The sequence below is a fragment of the Rhizobium sp. 2MFCol3.1 genome (genome assembly GCF_000377565.1).
In the GTDB taxonomy this organism is placed as follows: Bacteria; Pseudomonadota; Alphaproteobacteria; order Rhizobiales; family Rhizobiaceae; genus Rhizobium.
The window spans coordinates 82416-99929 of record NZ_KB898357.1; the positions used below are offsets into that span (position 1 = coordinate 82416).

The 17514-nt window shown below is 60.8% G+C and carries 15 protein-coding genes; 13 read left to right on the top strand and 2 right to left on the bottom strand.

Translation table 11 applies throughout. From position 1 onward, the window contains the following. Positions 1-20: 20 nt before the first annotated feature. From abc-f to D460_RS0111720, 4 genes are all read left to right on the top strand, one after another. Positions 21-1904: a ribosomal protection-like ABC-F family protein gene (abc-f, locus tag D460_RS0111705; protein WP_018898733.1), complete on the top strand. Its 1884-nt coding sequence runs from the start codon at positions 21-23 to the stop codon at positions 1902-1904. 129 nt (positions 1905-2033) lie between these two features. Continuing rightward, a complete protein-coding gene (locus D460_RS0111710) occupies positions 2034-2873 on the top strand; it encodes a polysaccharide deacetylase family protein (RefSeq protein WP_018898734.1) in 840 nt (279 codons plus the stop codon). A 119-nt stretch (positions 2874-2992) separates the two neighbouring features. After that, positions 2993-3919: a Gfo/Idh/MocA family oxidoreductase gene (locus D460_RS0111715; RefSeq protein WP_018898735.1), complete on the top strand. Its 927-nt coding sequence runs from the start codon at positions 2993-2995 to the stop codon at positions 3917-3919. Positions 3920-3979: 60 nt separating this feature from the next. After that, positions 3980-4525, top strand: a complete 546-nt coding sequence (locus D460_RS0111720) for a GrpB family protein (RefSeq protein WP_018898736.1) — start codon at positions 3980-3982, stop codon at positions 4523-4525. A gap of 21 nt (positions 4526-4546) precedes the next feature. Here the strand turns inward: D460_RS0111720 and D460_RS0111725 are convergent, their stop codons facing one another. Further along, positions 4547-4996 carry a DNA polymerase III subunit chi gene (locus D460_RS0111725; RefSeq protein WP_018898737.1) on the bottom strand — a complete coding sequence of 150 codons (450 nt, stop codon included), beginning with the start codon at positions 4994-4996 and terminating at the stop codon, positions 4547-4549. Then, a complete protein-coding gene (locus D460_RS0111730) occupies positions 4993-6492 on the bottom strand; it encodes a leucyl aminopeptidase (RefSeq protein WP_018898738.1) in 1500 nt (499 codons plus the stop codon). Before D460_RS0111730 ends, D460_RS0111725 begins: the two co-directional genes overlap by 4 nt. Positions 6493-6693: 201 nt before the next feature. Here D460_RS0111730 and D460_RS0111735 point away from each other — a divergent pair, with 201 nt between their 5' ends. The 9 genes from D460_RS0111735 (at position 6694) to pstC (ending at position 17514) form a co-directional block, all read left to right on the top strand. After that, complete coding sequence (locus D460_RS0111735) at positions 6694-7440, top strand: phosphatase PAP2 family protein (protein ID WP_037111272.1); 747 nt, start codon at positions 6694-6696, stop codon at positions 7438-7440. A gap of 97 nt (positions 7441-7537) precedes the next feature. Beyond that, complete coding sequence (locus D460_RS0111740; RefSeq protein WP_026283048.1) at positions 7538-8704, top strand: LptF/LptG family permease; 1167 nt, start codon at positions 7538-7540, stop codon at positions 8702-8704. Then, positions 8701-9789, top strand: a complete 1089-nt coding sequence (gene lptG / locus D460_RS0111745; RefSeq protein ID WP_018898741.1) for an LPS export ABC transporter permease LptG — start codon at positions 8701-8703, stop codon at positions 9787-9789. The genes D460_RS0111740 and lptG overlap by 4 nt, the downstream gene beginning before the upstream one ends. Next, a complete protein-coding gene (locus tag D460_RS0111750) occupies positions 9789-12134 on the top strand; it encodes an LPS-assembly protein LptD (protein WP_018898742.1) in 2346 nt (781 codons plus the stop codon). The genes lptG and D460_RS0111750 overlap by 1 nt, the downstream gene beginning before the upstream one ends. Before the next feature lie 183 nt (positions 12135-12317). Beyond that, positions 12318-13268, top strand: a complete 951-nt coding sequence (locus D460_RS0111755; RefSeq protein ID WP_018898743.1) for a peptidylprolyl isomerase — start codon at positions 12318-12320, stop codon at positions 13266-13268. Positions 13269-13273: 5 nt separating this feature from the next. Continuing rightward, positions 13274-14299, top strand: a complete 1026-nt coding sequence (gene pdxA / locus D460_RS0111760; protein WP_026283049.1) for a 4-hydroxythreonine-4-phosphate dehydrogenase PdxA — start codon at positions 13274-13276, stop codon at positions 14297-14299. Then, complete coding sequence (gene rsmA / locus D460_RS0111765; protein WP_018898745.1) at positions 14299-15126, top strand: 16S rRNA (adenine(1518)-N(6)/adenine(1519)-N(6))-dimethyltransferase RsmA; 828 nt, start codon at positions 14299-14301, stop codon at positions 15124-15126. Before pdxA ends, rsmA begins: the two co-directional genes overlap by 1 nt. A gap of 303 nt (positions 15127-15429) precedes the next feature. Beyond that, positions 15430-16452: a phosphate ABC transporter substrate-binding protein PstS gene (pstS, locus tag D460_RS0111775; protein WP_018898747.1), complete on the top strand. Its 1023-nt coding sequence runs from the start codon at positions 15430-15432 to the stop codon at positions 16450-16452. 84 nt (positions 16453-16536) lie between these two features. Next, complete coding sequence (gene pstC, locus D460_RS0111780) at positions 16537-17514, top strand: phosphate ABC transporter permease subunit PstC (RefSeq protein WP_026283050.1); 978 nt, start codon at positions 16537-16539, stop codon at positions 17512-17514.

Here is a 17514-nt window from a genome sequence, read left to right on the forward strand (position 1 = left end):
TTTCGGCCAAAACGCCGGGCATGATCACGATTAGCGATATCTCCGCCCGCATTGCCGGCCGCCTGCTCCTCGACCATGCCAGCGTTTCGCTGCCCGCGGGCACGAAGGCTGGCCTCGTCGGGCGTAATGGCGCCGGCAAGTCAACCCTCTTTCGTATCATCACCGGCGATCTCGGGGCTGAGACCGGCTCGATCACGATCCCAAAGAACGCGCGGATCGGCCAGGTGGCCCAGGAGGCGCCGGGCACGGAAGATTCGCTGATCGAAATCGTGCTCTCCGCCGACAAGGAACGCGCCGCGCTAATGGCGGAGGCGGAGACGGCCAGCGATCCGCACCGCATCGCCGAGATCCAGATGCGTCTTGTCGATATCGACGCGCATTCGGCCGAAGCGCGCGCAGCCAGCATCCTGTCCGGCCTCGGTTTCAGTCAGGAGGCGCAGGCGCGGCCGGCATCGTCATTCTCAGGCGGATGGCGCATGCGCGTGGCGCTGGCTTCGGTGCTGTTTACCGAGCCCGATCTGCTTTTGCTCGACGAGCCGACCAACTATCTCGATCTCGAAGGCACGCTCTGGCTTGAGGATTACGTTCGCCGCTATCCGCACACGGTGCTGATCATCAGCCACGATCGCGACCTCTTGAACAATGCCGTCAATTCGATCGTGCATCTCGACCAGAAGAAGCTGACCTTCTATCGCGGCGGCTATGACCAGTTCGAGCGGCAGAAGGCCGAAGCCGACGAGTTGCAGACCAAGGCGAAAGCCAAGAACGACGCGGCGCGCAAGCACCTGCAGAGCTTCATCGATCGCTTCAAGGCGAAGGCCTCCAAGGCCCGGCAGGCGCAGAGCCGCGTCAAGGCGCTGGAGCGCATGGGCACGGTGGCCTCGGTCATCGAGGATCACGTGCAGCCGATCACCTTCCCCGAACCGGAAAAGCAGCCCGCCTCCCCGATCGTCGCCATCTCGGGCGGCGCTGTCGGCTACGAGCCTGGCAAGCCGATCCTCAAGGGACTCAACCTCCGCATCGACAATGACGACCGCATCGCGCTTCTCGGCTCGAACGGCAACGGCAAGTCGACCTTCGCGAAGTTCATTTCCGGCAGGCTCTCGGCCGAAAGCGGCGAAGTGAAGCTGGCACCGAGCCTGAAGATCGGCTTTTTCGCCCAGCACCAGCTCGACGACCTGATCCCCGACCAGTCGCCGGTCGAGCATGTGCGCAGGCTGATGCCGGAAGCGCCCGAGGCCAAGGTGCGCGCCCGCGTCGCACAGATGGGTCTGGCGACGGAAAAGATGTCGACGGCCGCCAAGGATCTGTCGGGTGGCGAAAAGGCGCGCCTGCTGATGGGGCTTGCCGCCTTCCATGCGCCAAACCTGCTCATTCTCGACGAGCCGACCAACCACCTCGACATCGACAGCCGCCGGGCGCTGATCGAGGCGCTGAATGACTATGATGGCGCCGTCATCCTGATCTCGCACGATCGCTACCTGATCGAGGCGACCGTCGACCGGCTGTGGCTGGTCAACAATGGCACGGTCACCACTTTTGAAGGCGATATGGACGAGTATCGCGACCTGATCGTCGCCTCCGGCAAAAAAAAAGACGAAAAGCCGCAAGTGACTGAGGAAACGGCGACCAAGGCCGACCAGCGCAAGCTCAATGCCGACCGGCGCGCGTCTCTCGCCCCTCTCAAGAAAAAGATCAACGAAATCGAATCCTTGACGGGGAAGCTGGAGAAACTGATTCAGGGGCTTGATGCGGAACTTGCGGATCCGGTGCTCTACGAAAAGGCGCCGGCGAAGGCCGCCGAGAAGGCAAAGCAGCGCGGCGAAGCGGCCGCCAAGCTGGCTGCGGCCGAAGAGCAATGGCTGGAGCTTTCGTCCGAATACGAAGAGGCTATGGCGGGATAGCCACAGTCATTGCTGTGGCGCTCCGAAATTAACATTTGTTAGCGCGCGAACGGTCGAAAGAAACCGATCGTTAACCATAATCATCAAGGTTGTCTCAACATTCATTACTGATTTGTTGAGACACTCTTCATGCATCGCTTCGCTTTTTACTCCGGTCTTCTTCTGTGCGCCGCCGCCCTCACCGGCTGCCAGACTACAAAGCAGCCCGCGCCCGACAAGACGATCAAAACCTCGTCGATCGTGGCGCCTGAAGGCAAGCAGGACACGATCGGCGGCGATGCGGCCGAGCAGCCGCGCGCACGTGGATTTGGCAAGCAGCACCACCTCGCCGGCCGCGTCATGACCGTCTCATCGATCCACGATATCCGGCTGCAGGACAAGGAAGTCATTCTCAGCTTCGACGACGGCCCTATCCCCGGCCGTACCGACCGTGTTCTGGCGACGCTCGACGAGTTTGGCGTCAAGGGCGCCTTCATGATGGTCGGCGAGATGGCGGCGCTGCATCCCGAACTCGCCCGCAAGGTCGCGATGGATGGCAATGCGATCGGCAGCCACACCTACAAGCACGACAATCTCGCGGCCCTTAGCTTCGACATGGCGATGGCGGAAGTCATGCGCGGCGAGGCAGCGGTGACCAAGGCCACGGGTGTCGACGTCAACTTCTTCCGCTTCCCCTATCTCGCTGACAGCCGCAAGCTGCGCTCCGCGATCGCCATGCGGGACATGGTCGTCATGGACGTGGATGTCGACAGCAAGGACTATTTCAACACGACACCCGCCGCCGTGACCAAGCGGACGCTCGACCTTCTGCACAAGCGCGGACGCGGCATCATCCTGATGCACGACATCCACAATCGCACAGCAACCATGCTTCCCACCCTGCTATCCAAGCTGGAGGCCGAGGGCTACAAGGTAGTGACGCTGAAGTTCAAGAAGCCGGCTGCGCCGACCGTCATGGCGTCGCTGTAATTCGACTGCGGAATTCGAGGTTCACAGCAGACGCCGGCGCTTGCCCGCCGGCGTCTTTCTGTTAAAACAGGCGCCCAATAATCATACTTTTGAGCGAAACACCGAAGCGAGCCAACAGCATGTCACCCATCAACCTCGCCATCGTCGGCGTCGGCAAGATCGTCCGCGACCAGCACCTTCCCTCCATCGCCAAGAACCCGGATTTCAACCTGATCGCCACGGCGAGCCGTCACGGCACCGTCGGTGGCGTCCAGAGCTTCACCGCGATCGACGCGATGCTCGACGCCGTGCCCGAGATCGATGCCGTGTCGCTGTGCATGCCGCCGCAGTACCGCTACGAGGCCGCGCACAAGGCGCTTTCGGCCGGCAAGCACGTGTTCCTTGAAAAGCCTCCGGGCGCGACGCTGAGCGAAGTAGCCGACCTCGAGGCGCTCGCAGCCTCCAAGGGCGTATCGCTATTCGCCAGCTGGCATTCGCGCTACGCGGCGGCCGTCGAGGCGGCCAAGTCCTTCCTCGCGTCCACCACCATCCAAAGCGTTCACGTCGTCTGGAAGGAAGACGTGCGCCAGTGGCATCCGAATCAGGATTGGATCTGGCAGGCCGGCGGCCTTGGCGTGTTCGATCCAGGCATCAACGCGCTGTCGATCGTCACGCACATCCTGCCGAAGGCGATCTTCCTGACCAGCGCAACGCTGGAGTTCCCGGAGAACCGCGACGCGCCGATCGCAGCCGACCTACATTTCAAGAACGCCGACAACGTGCCCGCTCATGTCGAATTCGACTGGCGCCAGACCGGCAAGCAGAGCTGGGATATCTTCGCCGAGACGGCAGCGGGCAAGATGGTTCTGGCCGAAGGCGGGTCGAAGCTGTCGATCAATGGCGAGCTGAAATTCGAAGCGCCGGAAGAGGAATATCCTTCGCTCTATCGTCGCTTCGCGGAAATCGTCAAGGCCGGCAAGTCCGACGTCGACCTAGCGCCCCTGCGCCACGTCGCCGATGCCTTCATGCTCGGCCGCCGCAAGTTCGTCGAAGCGTTCCACGATTGATTCGAAATTGCCGAACCTCGTGATACAGTAAGGTCATCTTGGGTATCTCAGAGGTTCGGCATGCGCGACGATGAAGCTTTCGGTCTAGGCTTGAAAAACCTGACGGTATTGCTCTCCGACGCAAATGCCTTGTGGCATGAAGCCTATGAAGAAGAGGCCGAGGCGATCCGCCAAGCGCTCGGCGACACCGTTATCGACATCCAGCATGTCGGCAGCACCTCGATTCCCGCCATCAAGGCCAAACCGATCATCGACATCATGGTCGGCATTCGATACTTCGCCGACGGCCCGGCCTGCGTGGGCGCGATGGAGAGCATCGGCTACGACTATGCCGGCACCGATCTCGTTCCCGACGACCACATCTTCGGGCGCGGCATAAAGGGCGAGACGCGGACGCATCTGGTGCATGTCGTGGAATATCGAGGCGAGAACTGGAACCGCATGCTGGCGTTCCGCGATGCACTCCGCGCCAATCCTGATCTCGCCCGTGCCTACGAGCAGCTGAAGATCGACCTCGCCGGCACGCATGCTGCAAGCCGGGCGGAGTACACCCGTGCAAAGCACGACTTCATCGAAAAGGTGGTCAAGGATGCCGGGATTCTCTGATCCCGCCAGCCCCTCTCCTGACTAGGCCTTCTTCTCCCAGCGTCCCTCGGGTGTCTGCTGCCAATATGTAAGGCTGTGCCCCTCACCTTTCAGCTTCTTCCACTGCGCGCGCGCGCCTTCGAGCTGTTCCTGGTCATAGCCGTCGAACATGAAGACGACCCGCTCATAGGGATCGAGCGGCGGCGGCTCGGCGCCGGCGACGATGAAGCGGACGGTGGCGCCGTTGATGTTGTCGTCGGCGACGGTGAGGAGAACCGGCTGATTGCCGGCAAGTTCACCTTCATCCGTGCCATGCGGCAGGAAGCTGTCTTCGCGGAAGGTCCAGAGATACGCATCGAGCGCATCCCTGTGAGTCGCTTCCTTCATCTGAACCGCGACACGCCAGCCGCGCTCGACGCTTTTGTCGAGCAACGGCGGAAGCGCGTCTTCCAGCTTGGATTCGGTCAGATGGTAGAACAGGACCTCGGTCATGATTCGTAGTTGGCGCGTACCAGCTGATCGAGCAGCCGCACGCCGTAGCCCGAACCCCAGGACTGGTTGATCTCGTCGAGCGGCGAGCCCATGGCGGTGCCGGCGATATCGAGATGTGCCCAGGGCGTCTCGCCGACGAAGCGGCCGATGAAGTGAGCCGCCGTGATCGAGCCGGCATGGCGACCGCCGGTGTTCTTCATGTCGGCGAACTTGCTGTCGATCATCTTGTCGTATTCCTTGCCCAGCGGCATGCGCCAGAGGCGCTCGTGGGTTTCGGTTCCGGCCGCGATCAACTGGTCCGACAGCTTGTCGTCGTTGGAAAACAGGCCGGCCTGGATGTTGCCCAGCGCCACGAGGATCGCGCCGGTGAGCGTCGCGAGATCGATCATGAACTTGGGCTTGAAGCGATCGTTGCAATACCAGACGGCGTCGCAGAGAACGAGACGGCCTTCAGCATCGGTGTTGATGACCTCGATGGTCTGGCCGGACATGGAGGTGACGATATCGCCAGGACGCTGCGCGTTGCCATCGGGCATGTTCTCGACCAGGCCGATGATGCCGACGACGTTCGCCTTGGCCTTGCGGGCAGCCAGCACATACATGAGGCCGGTGACGGCGGCGGCACCACCCATGTCGCCCTTCATATCTTCCATGCCGCCGGCCGGCTTGATGGAGATGCCGCCGGTATCGAAGACGACGCCCTTGCCGATGAAGGCCAGCGGCGCATCGCCGCTCTTGCCGCCCTTCCACTGCATGACAGCCAGGCGCGGCGGGCGTACGGAGCCCTGAGCGACGCCGAGAAGCGCCCCCATGCCGAGCTTGCTCATTTCCTTTTCCGTCAGGATCTCGACCTCGACGCCGAGCTTCTCGAGCTCCTTGGCCTTGGCGGCGAACTCGACCGGGCCGAGCACGTTTGCTGGCTCGTTGACAAGGTCGCGCGCCAGGTTGACGCCGTCGGCGACCGCCTGCGAAACCTCGAAGGCCTTGGCGGCGTCGGCGGCCTTCGCCGTGACGATGCGGACCTTGACGGACGCGCCGCCGTCTTTCGCGTTGCTGTCGTCTTCCGACTTCTTCGTTTTGTAGGCATCGAAGCCATAGGCGCGCAACATCATGCCGAGCGCGAAATCAGCGGCCTGAGTGGCGGTAACATCAACACCGGGCGCGTCCACAAAGACCGTCACATCCGTCGTGTTCTTGATCTTCGAGGCGGCAGCACCGCCCGCCTTCAGCCAATCGAAAGAAACCAGGGCGTCGGTCTTGCCGAGACCGATGACGAAGATGCGCTCGGCCTTCGATCCCTCGGGCGCCACGATATCGAGCGCGCCGGCGAGCTTGGCCGAGAAGCCGGCGATCTTGGCGGCCTTGGCCACCACGCCCGATGGGTCGGCGACACTTGCGCCGGCGGCGAGATCCTGCCCCTTGGCCTGCAACAGAATGGCGTATCCACCGGCAATTTCGGCAGATTTTTCAAACGAGATATCGAATTTGGCTGACATGTCTTCTCCAGTGGGATCGTTTCAAATCCTCTTGCCCGATCATTCAGGTTTTCACCACTGAAGACAAGTCTTTGTCGCGCCCATCGCGGCAACGAGCGCGCGAGTTGCGTCAACAAAATGTCATGCGAGACGACTATTGGTCCGGGCAAATTGCCAGCGTGAGGATCGGTCTTGAACTCCATAGTGAAGGCTTTCAAGCCGATTGCCATACGCGAGACGAGCTACAGCGCCGCCGATATCTTCAAGCTTCTTCTCATCACCTGGTTCGCGCTTCTTGCCGTCTTCAATCTGTTTCCGCAGATCGATCAGGAAGTCTCCGCGCATTTCTTCACGATGGAGGCCTGCGCTCCTGGTGCGGCACTGCAGGAGATTTGCGGCCATTTTCCCTATCGCGAGGATTTCTGGCTGCAGATCCTGCGTACCCTTTTGTTGCGCCTTCCTTATGTCGTGGCCTTTGTCCTTTTTTGGAAGTTCATCGATTGCTACAGCCAGTTCGGCGCCACATTCGACGGGGAGCGCGCACGCAAGCTGAAGCTCGCACTGGGTTCGCTGATCGTCGGCCCGATCGTTCTCGTCAATTTCATACTGAAGGATCATTGGGGGCGCCCTCGCCCCTTTTCCACAACCGATTTCGGTGGCGCGCTCGACTTCGTTCCGGCTGGATCGACAGCCGGCAAATGTCTGTCCAACTGTTCCTTCGTCTCCGGCGAAGCGGCCGGCGCGGGCTGGTTGCTCTGTCTTCTCTTTATCATGCCACGCGCGTCACGACGCGCGCTCTTCCTGCCGCTGGCCACGATTTCGTTACTGGCGCCGGCATTGCGCTTGGCCTTCGGAGCGCACTATCTGTCCGACGTCATTCTTGGATGGTTGTCATCCTTCGTTGTTTTTGCCGGCATCCTGGCGCTGACCGATTCGCCACAGCGGGAAAAAAAACTGAAAATTGAATGAATTTTCGACGGTAGCTTGTCGCAAAAGCAAACCAAAAAGCGTAGATGGTTTTCGCTGCGTGGCGGCAAGAATTCGCGAAGAGCGTTCAAGGGCGTGCATGAAACTGCTTGAAACATACATATTGCGGCGCGTGGGCCAGATGTTTCTCGTCGCCCTATTGCCCGTGCTCGCGATCATCTGGACCACACAGGTGCTGCAGCGCATCAATCTGGTGACGGATAGCGGCCAGTCGGTCGGTTCGTTCGCCAAGCTCGCCACACTTATCCTGCCCTCGATCATCCCCGTCGTTCTGCCCTTCGCGCTCGTGATCGGCGTCACGCAGACGCTGACGACGATGAACAACGATTCGGAGCTTGCCGTTATCGATGCCGCCGGCGCGCGCCGCAGCATCATCTGGCGCCCGATCATCATTCTCGCGGTCGTCATCAGCGCCTTTTCTTTTCTGGTCGACAACGTCGTCGAGCCGAAGGCGAAGACCGGTGCAAGGCAAATGATTGCAGCGGCTTACGCCGATCTGCTCTCAACCGTGATTGAAGAAAAGAACTTCCGCCAGATCGATACCGGCCTCTATGTGCAGATCTCCGAGCGCTTGGCCGGACGCGTGCTCAAGGGCCTGTTCGTCGTGGACGAGCGCGACCCGGCCTTTCAGCTGATCTACTATGCTCGCGAAGGCGCTGTGGACGAAAAGGGCACGTCGCTGATCATGCATGATGGCGAGGTGCACCGGAAAACCACGACCGGGGACGTCTCCATCATCCGGTTCGATTCCTATTCGTTCGATCTCTCCGATCTCACGCAGAACCGTGGCCAGTCGACGCTGCGCGCGTCGGACCGCGAACTGCCGTTCCTGCTCAATCCCGATCCGACGGACAAGGATTACATTGCCAAACCAGGCAGCTACGTCGCGGAGCTTCACAGGCGCATGACCGACTGGCTGCTGCCGCTCGTGTTCTCCTTGATTTCGCTGGCGATTGCGGGTGATGCGCGCTCACATCGCGAGGCGCGGCTGCACCCGATGGTATCGGCGCTGGTGCTTGCCTTCGCGGTTCGATGGGCGACGTTCTATGCCGCCAACCAGATCGAATCGAAACCGATCTTCATCGGCATCCTCTATGCGCTGCCACTCGGAATCAGCGCGTTGGCGATTGTTTCGCTGGTTTCGCACAAACGAATCTCGCTGCTTGGCTTCATTGGCAACTGGATTGCCATCGGCTGGCGCAAGCTGCAGCAGCGCTTCCCCCGCTCGGCCGGAGGTGATGCATGATTTTCGGTACGCTCGGCCGCTACTTCTTCCGCCGTTATGCAACGACGGCGATGTGGTTCTTCCTCGGTGTCATCGGCATCGTCTACCTCGTCGACTTCAGCGAAACCGCAAGCCGCATGTCCGGCCTGCCCGGCTATACGGTCACCGGCGGATTGCTGATGACGGCCGTGCGCCTGCCGCTCATTCTGCAGCAGACGGTTCCCTTCATTGCGCTCTTCGTCGGCATGACCGTGCTGATCGGCCTCAATCGCAAGTACGAGCTGGTCGTGACGCGCGCCGCCGGCATTTCGGTCTGGCAATTCATGTCGCCCTTCATTGCCGGCGCGTTTCTGCTCGGTATCGGGGTCATGACGATCCTCAACCCGCTGGCTGCCTGGGGGCAGCGGCAAGCCGCAACGGTCGAGAGCAACTGGCGCGGCGACAATGGCGCGTCGAAGGGTGGACCTCAGGTTCCGTGGATCCGTCAGATCAGCAACCAGGACGACGCAATCATCGGCGCGCGGAGCGTTCTCGAGGGCGGAACGCTGCTCGTCGACGCGGTGCTGGTGCACTTCGATTCGAGCAATCACATCATCCTCAGACAGGACGCGGCGTCCGCAAAATTGGAAGATGGTTACTGGCTTCTTAAGAACGTTATCGAGCGTCGCCCGGGTGAAATCGCACAGCGTAAGGATGAGGTACAAGTCCGTACCAATTTGAAACGGGACTTCGTCGAACAGAGGCTTACCGCCCCTGAAACCATTGCATTTTTCGATCTTTCGCATCGAATCGATGTCGCGAAATCCTTCGGGATTCCGACCAAGGCTCTAGAGACTCAATTCCACTCTTTGTTGTCTCAACCACTGTTGCTCATCGCGATGACTCTCATTGCTGCAACAGTGTCCCTAAAATTTAGCCGGTTCAACCAATCGAGGTCCGTGATTCTGGGTGGCATCCTGGCAGGCTTCGTGCTTTATGTGGTCACCGTGCTTGTGAAAGCATTCGGAAGCAGTGGGGTTGTCCCGCCTTTCGTGGCGACGTGGATTCCGGTCATCGTCGCCTTGGCTTTGGGTGCAACAATTCTGCTTCATCAGGAGGATGGCTAGTGGCGGCAGGCAACCGCAAAAGTGTTCGTAAGCAGTTGGTTGCCCTGTTCGCAGGCGTAGCCCTGTGCAGCTATACCGGCAACATTCCCGTTGCCATCGCTCAAGACGCTTTGCAAAACATGAAGCCCAATGTTTCGAAGGAAGCCAAGATGCTTCTTTCGGCCAATGAGCTCGTCTATAACAAAGATGCCGAGGTCGTTTCGGCCGTGGGCGGCGTGCAGATCAATTACGCCGGCTACAAGATGGTCTCGCAGCGAGTCGAGTACAATCAGAAGACCGGTCGGATGATGGCGCTCGGCAATGTCGAGCTCGTCAGCCCCGACGGCACACGCATGTACTCCGACAAGCTCGACGTCACCGATGACTTCGCGAACGGCTTCATCAATTCGCTTCGAATCGAGACACCCGACAACACGCGCATCGTCGCCGAAACCGGCGAGCGGGTCGGCGGCACCGAGATGATTCTCAATAAGGGCGTCTACACGGCCTGTCTGCCCTGCGCGGAGAAGCCTGAGAAACCGCCATTTTGGCAGGTGAAGGCCGAACGCGTCATCCAGAACGGCGAGAAGCACACGATTCGCCTTGAGCACGCCCGCATGGAGCTGCTCGGCCATCCGATCGCCTATGTTCCGTGGCTCGTCGTGCCCGACAATACGGTCAAGCGGAAGTCCGGCTTCCTGTTCCCGAGCTTCGTCAGCGCGCAGAATCTCGGCTTCGGCCTGTCTGTCCCCTACTACTACGTTATCTCGCCTAGCATGGACGCGACGGTAACGGGTACCGGCTATACGACGCAGGGCTTCCTGGCGGACGCCGAATTCCGTCAGCGTTTCGAGAACGGCACGCACACGTTGCGCGTGGCTGGCATCAGCCAGATGAATTCCAGCACGTTCACTCAAGGAACCAGTGACGCGCAGAACGATGCTCGCGGCATGATCGCCTCGCAGGGGGCCTTCCAGATCAACCCTCGCTGGGCTTTCGGCTGGGATGTGATGGTGCAGAGCGACAACAACTTCTCGCGCACCTACAAGCTCAAGGGCTACGATAATTCGACGCAGACCAACCAGATCTACCTGACTGGTCTCGGCAAGCGGAACTACTTCGACCTGCGCTCCTTCTATTTCGACGTCCAGGACGCCGATCCGTCGAACACGGCTGAGAAGAAGCAGGCTATCGTCTATCCGGTGATGGACTATCACTACGTGGCTCCGCAGCCGCTTGCCGGCGGCGAAGTCTCGGCTGACGTAAATTTCACCAACCTTTCGCGCGGCCATGACGACTTCTACGACGTCGCAGGCTTCGATCGTTACCGTGGCCTCGAAGGCCAGACGTCGCGCCTGACGGGCGAGCTGACGTGGAAGCGCACCTTCGTGACGCCTGCCGGCGTTCTGATCACGCCGCTGCTTTCGGCCCGCGGCGATGCGCTGTCGCTCAACATGGACGACCCGGTCGGCTATGGCGGCAACTACGACACGAGCGATGCCGCGACGCGTGGCATGGTGACGGCCGGCCTCGAAATGCGCTATCCGATCCTCGCCACGACCGACAACAGCACGCACGTGTTCGAGCCGATCATGCAGATCTATGCCCGCCCGAACGAATCGCTGGCCGGCAGGCTTCCGAACGAAGACGCGCAGAGCTTCGTCTTCGACGCGACCAACCTGTTCGAGCGCGACAAGTTCTCCGGTTACGACCGTATCGAAGGCGGCACGCGCGCCAACGTCGGCTTCCAGTACACCGGCACCTTCGACAACGGCTACAAGCTGCACGGCATCTTCGGGCAGTCGTTCCAGCTGGGCGGTCAGAATTCGTTCGATACCGCCGATCTCGTCAACGTCGGCGCCGATTCCGGCCTCGAGACCACCCGGTCCGACTATGTCGGTCTCGGTGGCATCGAGACACCGCAGGGCTTTGCCTTTGCCGCTTCGTACCGTCTCGACGAGAAAAGCCTTGAGCTTCGCCGCGGCGATCTGACGGCCGGCTTCGAGACGGACACGTTCCAGAGCCAGCTTCTCTATACGCACCTCTCCGCGCAGCCGGAATATGGCTACGACACGGATAACGACGAAATCCAGACGCGCGCTCGGATCAAGTTCAAGGACTACTGGTCGATCTTCGGCGGTATCGCCTACGATCTGAACAACAACACGTTCACGCGCCAGACCATCGGCCTCAGCTATGAGGACGAATGCACGGTCTTCACGATCGCCTACTCCGACAAACGCGATACCAGCGACCAGTCGGCGAGCGATTGGACGATCGGCGCGAGGCTGACATTCCGTACCCTCGGCGACATCAATGTCGGTGACGCCAGCCAGTTGGGCTACGGAAACATCTACAACAACTGATCGATTTTATAGCACGGCGAAAGAAAGGGGCCTTTCTTTCGCCGTAACGCTATGCAGGACATTGTGGCCATTGGATATATGCGGCATATGCTGCTGCGTCTCGAAGGCAGCAACGCTGACGTTATCTCGGTAAGATAGGCGCGCCGCGACGCGAAGCGCGGCGTTAATGGGAAGGGTCGACAGATGATTGGCGCGAAGAACACCGTAAGAACGATGATCGCAGGCTTGGCATTCGCCACTGTCGCGGGCTTGGCAATGCCAAAGGCCAACATGGCCTACGCGGCGAGCGAAGTCCGGGTGGTCGTCAACGGTACGGCCCTCACCAGCGGTGACGTGGCCAAGCGCCAGGCCTTCCTGCGCCTGCAGCACCAGAAGGCTGATGCCAAGTCCGCCGAAGACCAGCTTATCGAGCAGACGCTGAAGCAGCAGGAAATCGCCCGCGTTCGCATGTCGGTGTCCAAGGACGACGTCGATGCATCCTTCGCGCGCTTTGCCACCGGCAACAAGCTGACAACCGCGCAAATGACGCAGATCCTCAGCCAGGCCGGCGTCGGCGTCGATCACTTCAAGGCGTTCATCGCCGTGCAGATGAGCTGGCCGCGCCTGGTGAACGCGCGTTATGGCAATAGCAACAAGATGTCGAATGCCGACCTCGTTGCCCGCATGATGGAAAACAACAAGCAGAAGCCTGAAACCACCGAGTACATTCTGCAGCAGATGATCTTCGTCGTGCCCGCCAGCAAGAAGGGCATCGTCGGCAAGCGCAAGAGCGAAGCGGAAGCCTCGCGCTCGAAGTATCCGGGCTGCGAACAGGCAAAGGTTTTCGCCGCCACGATGCGTGACGTCTCCGTTCGTGATCTCGGCCGTATGCTGGCACCGGAACTGCCACCTGAGTGGAAGCCGCTTGTCGAACAGGCCAAGGGCAACACCACGGCCACGCGTGTGACCGAAAAGGGCGTCGAGTATCTCGCGATCTGCAGCCAGCGCCAGGTCTCCGACGACCAGGCCGCCGAGATGGTCTTCCGCGAAGAAGATCTGAACAAGGCCAAGGACAAGAACGCACCGCCGGAAAACGCCAACGCCACCAAGTATCTCGAAGAACTGCGCAGCAAGGCGCAGATCATTCGCCGCTGATGTCAATGACGCTCGCTTTTTCGCGCCCTCTTGCACTGAGCCAAGGCGATCCCGCCGGGATCGGCCCTGACGTCACATTGATGGCCTGGTTGCGTCGCCGCGAGCTCGGCCTGCCGCCCTTTATTTTCATCGGTGATCCTGACGTCCTCGCCACCCGCGCACGGATGCTGGATCTGACCGTTGCGATCCGCGAGGCCGATTGCGCCGGCGCGATCGACATCTTTGCCGACGCCCTTCCTGTCCTGCCGATCCCCGCAGGCATTGAGGTCATCGCCGGCGAAGCGCATGTCGCGACGGCCCGAGGGACGATTGCTGCCATCGAGCAGGCCGTGGCACTGACGGTCAGCGGCGAAGCGCTTGGTGTCGTCACCAACCCGATCGCCAAGTCCGTTCTCTACGAGAGCGGTTTCCGTTTTCCTGGACATACCGAGTTTCTGGCCGAGCTTGCGAAACGCGCCACCGGCACGCCCGTGACGCCCGTCATGATGCTCGCCGGACCGAAGCTTCGGGCGATCCCTGTTACAATCCACATCCCGATCAAGGATGTGCCGCAGGCGCTGACGCCAGAGCTGATCGTCGAGAAGTGCCGGATCGCACACGCCGATCTCGTCCAGCGTTTCGGTATCGCCAATCCACGCCTTGCCGTCGCGGGTCTCAATCCGCATGCGGGCGAAGATGGCGCCATCGGCAAGGAAGACGCCAACGTCATCCACCCCGCGATCCAGTTCCTTCGCGCCGAGGGTATCGATGCGATCGGTCCCCTGCCCGCCGACACCATGTTCCATGACGAAGCGCGTTCGCGCTACGACGTCGCGGTCTGCATGTATCACGACCAGGCCCTGATCCCGGCAAAGGCGCTCGGCTTCGATGACGCCGTCAACGTGACGCTTGGCTTGCCTTTCATCCGCACATCCCCCGACCACGGCACGGCCTTCGGCATCGCCGGCAAGGGGCTGGCGCGTGAGAGCAGCCTGGTTGCCGCACTGAAGCTCGCCGGGCACCTCGGTCGCGTCTCCAAGAGCAACTCCTGATGGCCGCACTCGACGGATTGCCGCCGCTGAGCGACGTCATTAGGCGGCATGGCCTCGATGCGCGCAAGGCGCTCGGGCAGAACTTCATTCTCGACCTCAATCTCACGCAGAAGGTGGCGCGCAACGCCGGCCCGCTCGAAGATGCGACGGTGTTTGAAGTCGGCCCCGGCCCTGGCGGCTTGACGCGAGCGATCCTTGCACTCGGCGCCAAGAAGGTCATCGCTGTCGAGCGCGATCCGCGCTGCCTCCCGGCGCTGGCCGAGGTGCAGGCGCATTATCCCGGCCGGCTCGAGGTTATCGAAGGCGACGCTCTGACCACCGACTTCGAGGCGCTGTCACCCGAGGGGCCGGTGAAGATCATCGCCAACCTTCCCTATAATGTCGGGACCCAGCTTCTGGTGAACTGGTTGTTGCCGAAGCAATGGCCGCCTTTCTGGCAATCGCTGACGCTGATGTTCCAGAAGGAAGTGGGCTTGCGTATCGTCGCCGACGAGGAAGACGACCACTACGGGCGTCTCGGCGTGCTCTGCGGTTGGCGTACGAACGCGCACATGGCGTTCGACATCCCGCCGCAGGCCTTCACGCCTCCGCCGAAGGTAACCTCGACAGTGGTGCATCTGACGCCGAACGAGAACCCGATCCCCTGCTCCGTCGCCAATCTCGAAAAAGTGACCCAGGCGGCATTCGGACAGCGCCGCAAGATGCTGCGCCAGAGCCTGAAGCCGATCGGCGGCGAGAAACTGCTCGAAAAGGCCGGCATCGATCCGCAGAGACGCGCCGAGACGCTTTCGGTCGAGGAATTTTGCCGCTTGGCAAACAGCCTCTAATCCCTGCACGCCTCATCAAAATCAACGCTAGCTTGCGTGCAGGCGGCTGCCTTCTATGCTGTTAAAACACTACAATTCCAGTCGTCTTGACTTTGGGAAACTAAGTATTTCCGCTACCGAAAACCAACTTTTTCTCGACGATGCGCTTTAACATCGCGTGAATGCGGTTTGCCTCACCGACTGTCATGAAACTGTTATCTCTGGGGAATAGCCCGTTCCCGGCGAGACTCGTTGCGCAAGCAAACAAGTAGCCCCCTATTGATCTCGCCGTCATCTTTTCAGCTTTCAGGAAAGCGAACCCTTATGCGTACCAACAGATTTTTGACGACCTGTTTCGGCATCGGCCTTGCGGCCGTGATGGCCGCCTCCGCTTCCGCCGCCGATATCACCGGCGCCGGCTCCACCTTCGTTTACCCGGTTCTCTCCAAGTGGTCGGCTGACTACAACAAGAAGACCGGCGACAAGCTGAACTATCAGTCGATCGGTTCTGGCGGTGGCATCGCCCAGATCAAGGCCGCAACGGTCGATTTCGGCGCGTCCGACAAGCCGCTTGAATCCAAGGAACTGACGGATGGCGGCTTCGGCCAGTTTCCGCTGGTAGTTGGCGGCATTGTTCCCGTCATCAACGTCAAGGGCATCAAGTCGGGCGAGCTGAAGCTCACCGGCAAGGTTCTGGCTGACATCTACCTCGGCAACGTCACCAAGTGGAACGACAAGGCCATCGCCGACCTGAACCCGGGCGTCAAGCTGCCGGATTCGCAGATCGCCGTCGTTCACCGCTCGGACGGTTCGGGCACCAGCTTCAACTGGACCAACTACTTCTCGAAGGTCAATGCTGATTGGAAGTCCAAGGTTGGTGAAGGCACCGCCGTCAACTGGCCTGTCGGCATCGGCGGCAAGGGCAACGAAGGCGTTGCAGCCTACGTCACGCGCGTGAAGGATTCGATCGGTTACGTCGAGTACGCCTATGCGCTGCAGAACAAGCTGCCCTACGTCCTGATCGAAAATGCTGCCGGCAAGTATCCGAAGCCGAACGCCGAGAGCTTCGCTGCTGCCGCAGCCAGCGCCGAATGGGACAAGGCTCAGGACTTCAACCTGATCATGACCAACGCTCCTGGCGACAAGGCCTGGCCGGTCACGGCTACGACCTGGGCGATCATGTACAAGCAGGCCAAGGACGAAGCTCGCTCCAAGGCTGCCTTCGAGTTCTTCAAGTGGGCGCTTGAGAACGGCCAGAAGCAGGCTTCCTCGCTCGACTACGTTCCGGTTCCCGATAGCCTCGTGAAGCAGATCGAAGCCTACTGGACCGCCCAGTTCAAGGGCTGATCCCCACACTGTCGAAACGGCCGGAGAGCTCTGCTTTCCGGCCGGCTTAACTTTGATTGCCCCTCAAAGATTAGAGAACAGACAATGAGCCAAGTTTTGGCATCGCAGCGCGCCGAGAGTGTCGGCGTGAAGCGTCGCCATGGCGCGACCGGCGACATGGTATTTTCCGCGATCGTGCTGTGCTGCGGCATGTTCGTGCTGATCGCGCTTCTGGCCGCGACCTTTTCCATGGGTTGGGGCGGCCTGCTTGCCTTCCGCACCTTCGGCCTGGAATTCCTCTACGGCACCGAATGGGACCCCGTCGCCCAGAAATTCGCCGGCCTCGTGCCGATCTACGGAACGCTGGTCACCTCCGCGCTCGCGATGATCATCGGCGTCCCCATCAGCCTCGGCATCGCGGTGTTCGTCACCGAAGTGGCGCCACGCTGGGCGCGCGGACCGATCGGCGGCGCCATCGAGCTGCTCGCCGGCATTCCTAGCATCATCTACGGCATGTGGGGCCTTTTCACCTTCGCCCCCTTCATGGCCGATTATATCCAGCCCGTTCTGATCGACTGGCTCGGTCCGCTGCCGGTTATTGGCGCGCTGTTTTCGGGTGCACCCATGGGGATCGGCATGCTGACGTCGGGCATCGTGCTCGCCATCATGATCATCCCCTATATCGCTTCGGTCATGCGCGACGTCTTCCTCGTCGTCCCGGCGCAACTGAAGGAATCGGCCTACGCGCTCGGCTCGACCAAATGGGAGGTCGTGCGCGATATCGTCATTCCCCACACACGCACGGCCGTCGTCGGCGGCATCTTTCTTGGCCTCGGCCGCGCGCTCGGCGAGACCATGGCCGTCACCTTCGTGCTCGGGAATACGCACAATATCGCGATCTCGCTGATGGAGCCCGGCAACTCGATTGCCGCTGCGATCGCCAACGAGTTCACCGAGGCCGACACGGATCTCTACCTGTCGTCGCTGATCGGCCTCGGCTTCATCCTCTTCGTGGTCACCTTCATCGTGCTGGCCGCTGCCAAGCTAATGCTGCTCAGAATCGCCAGGCAGAAGGGAGAATAA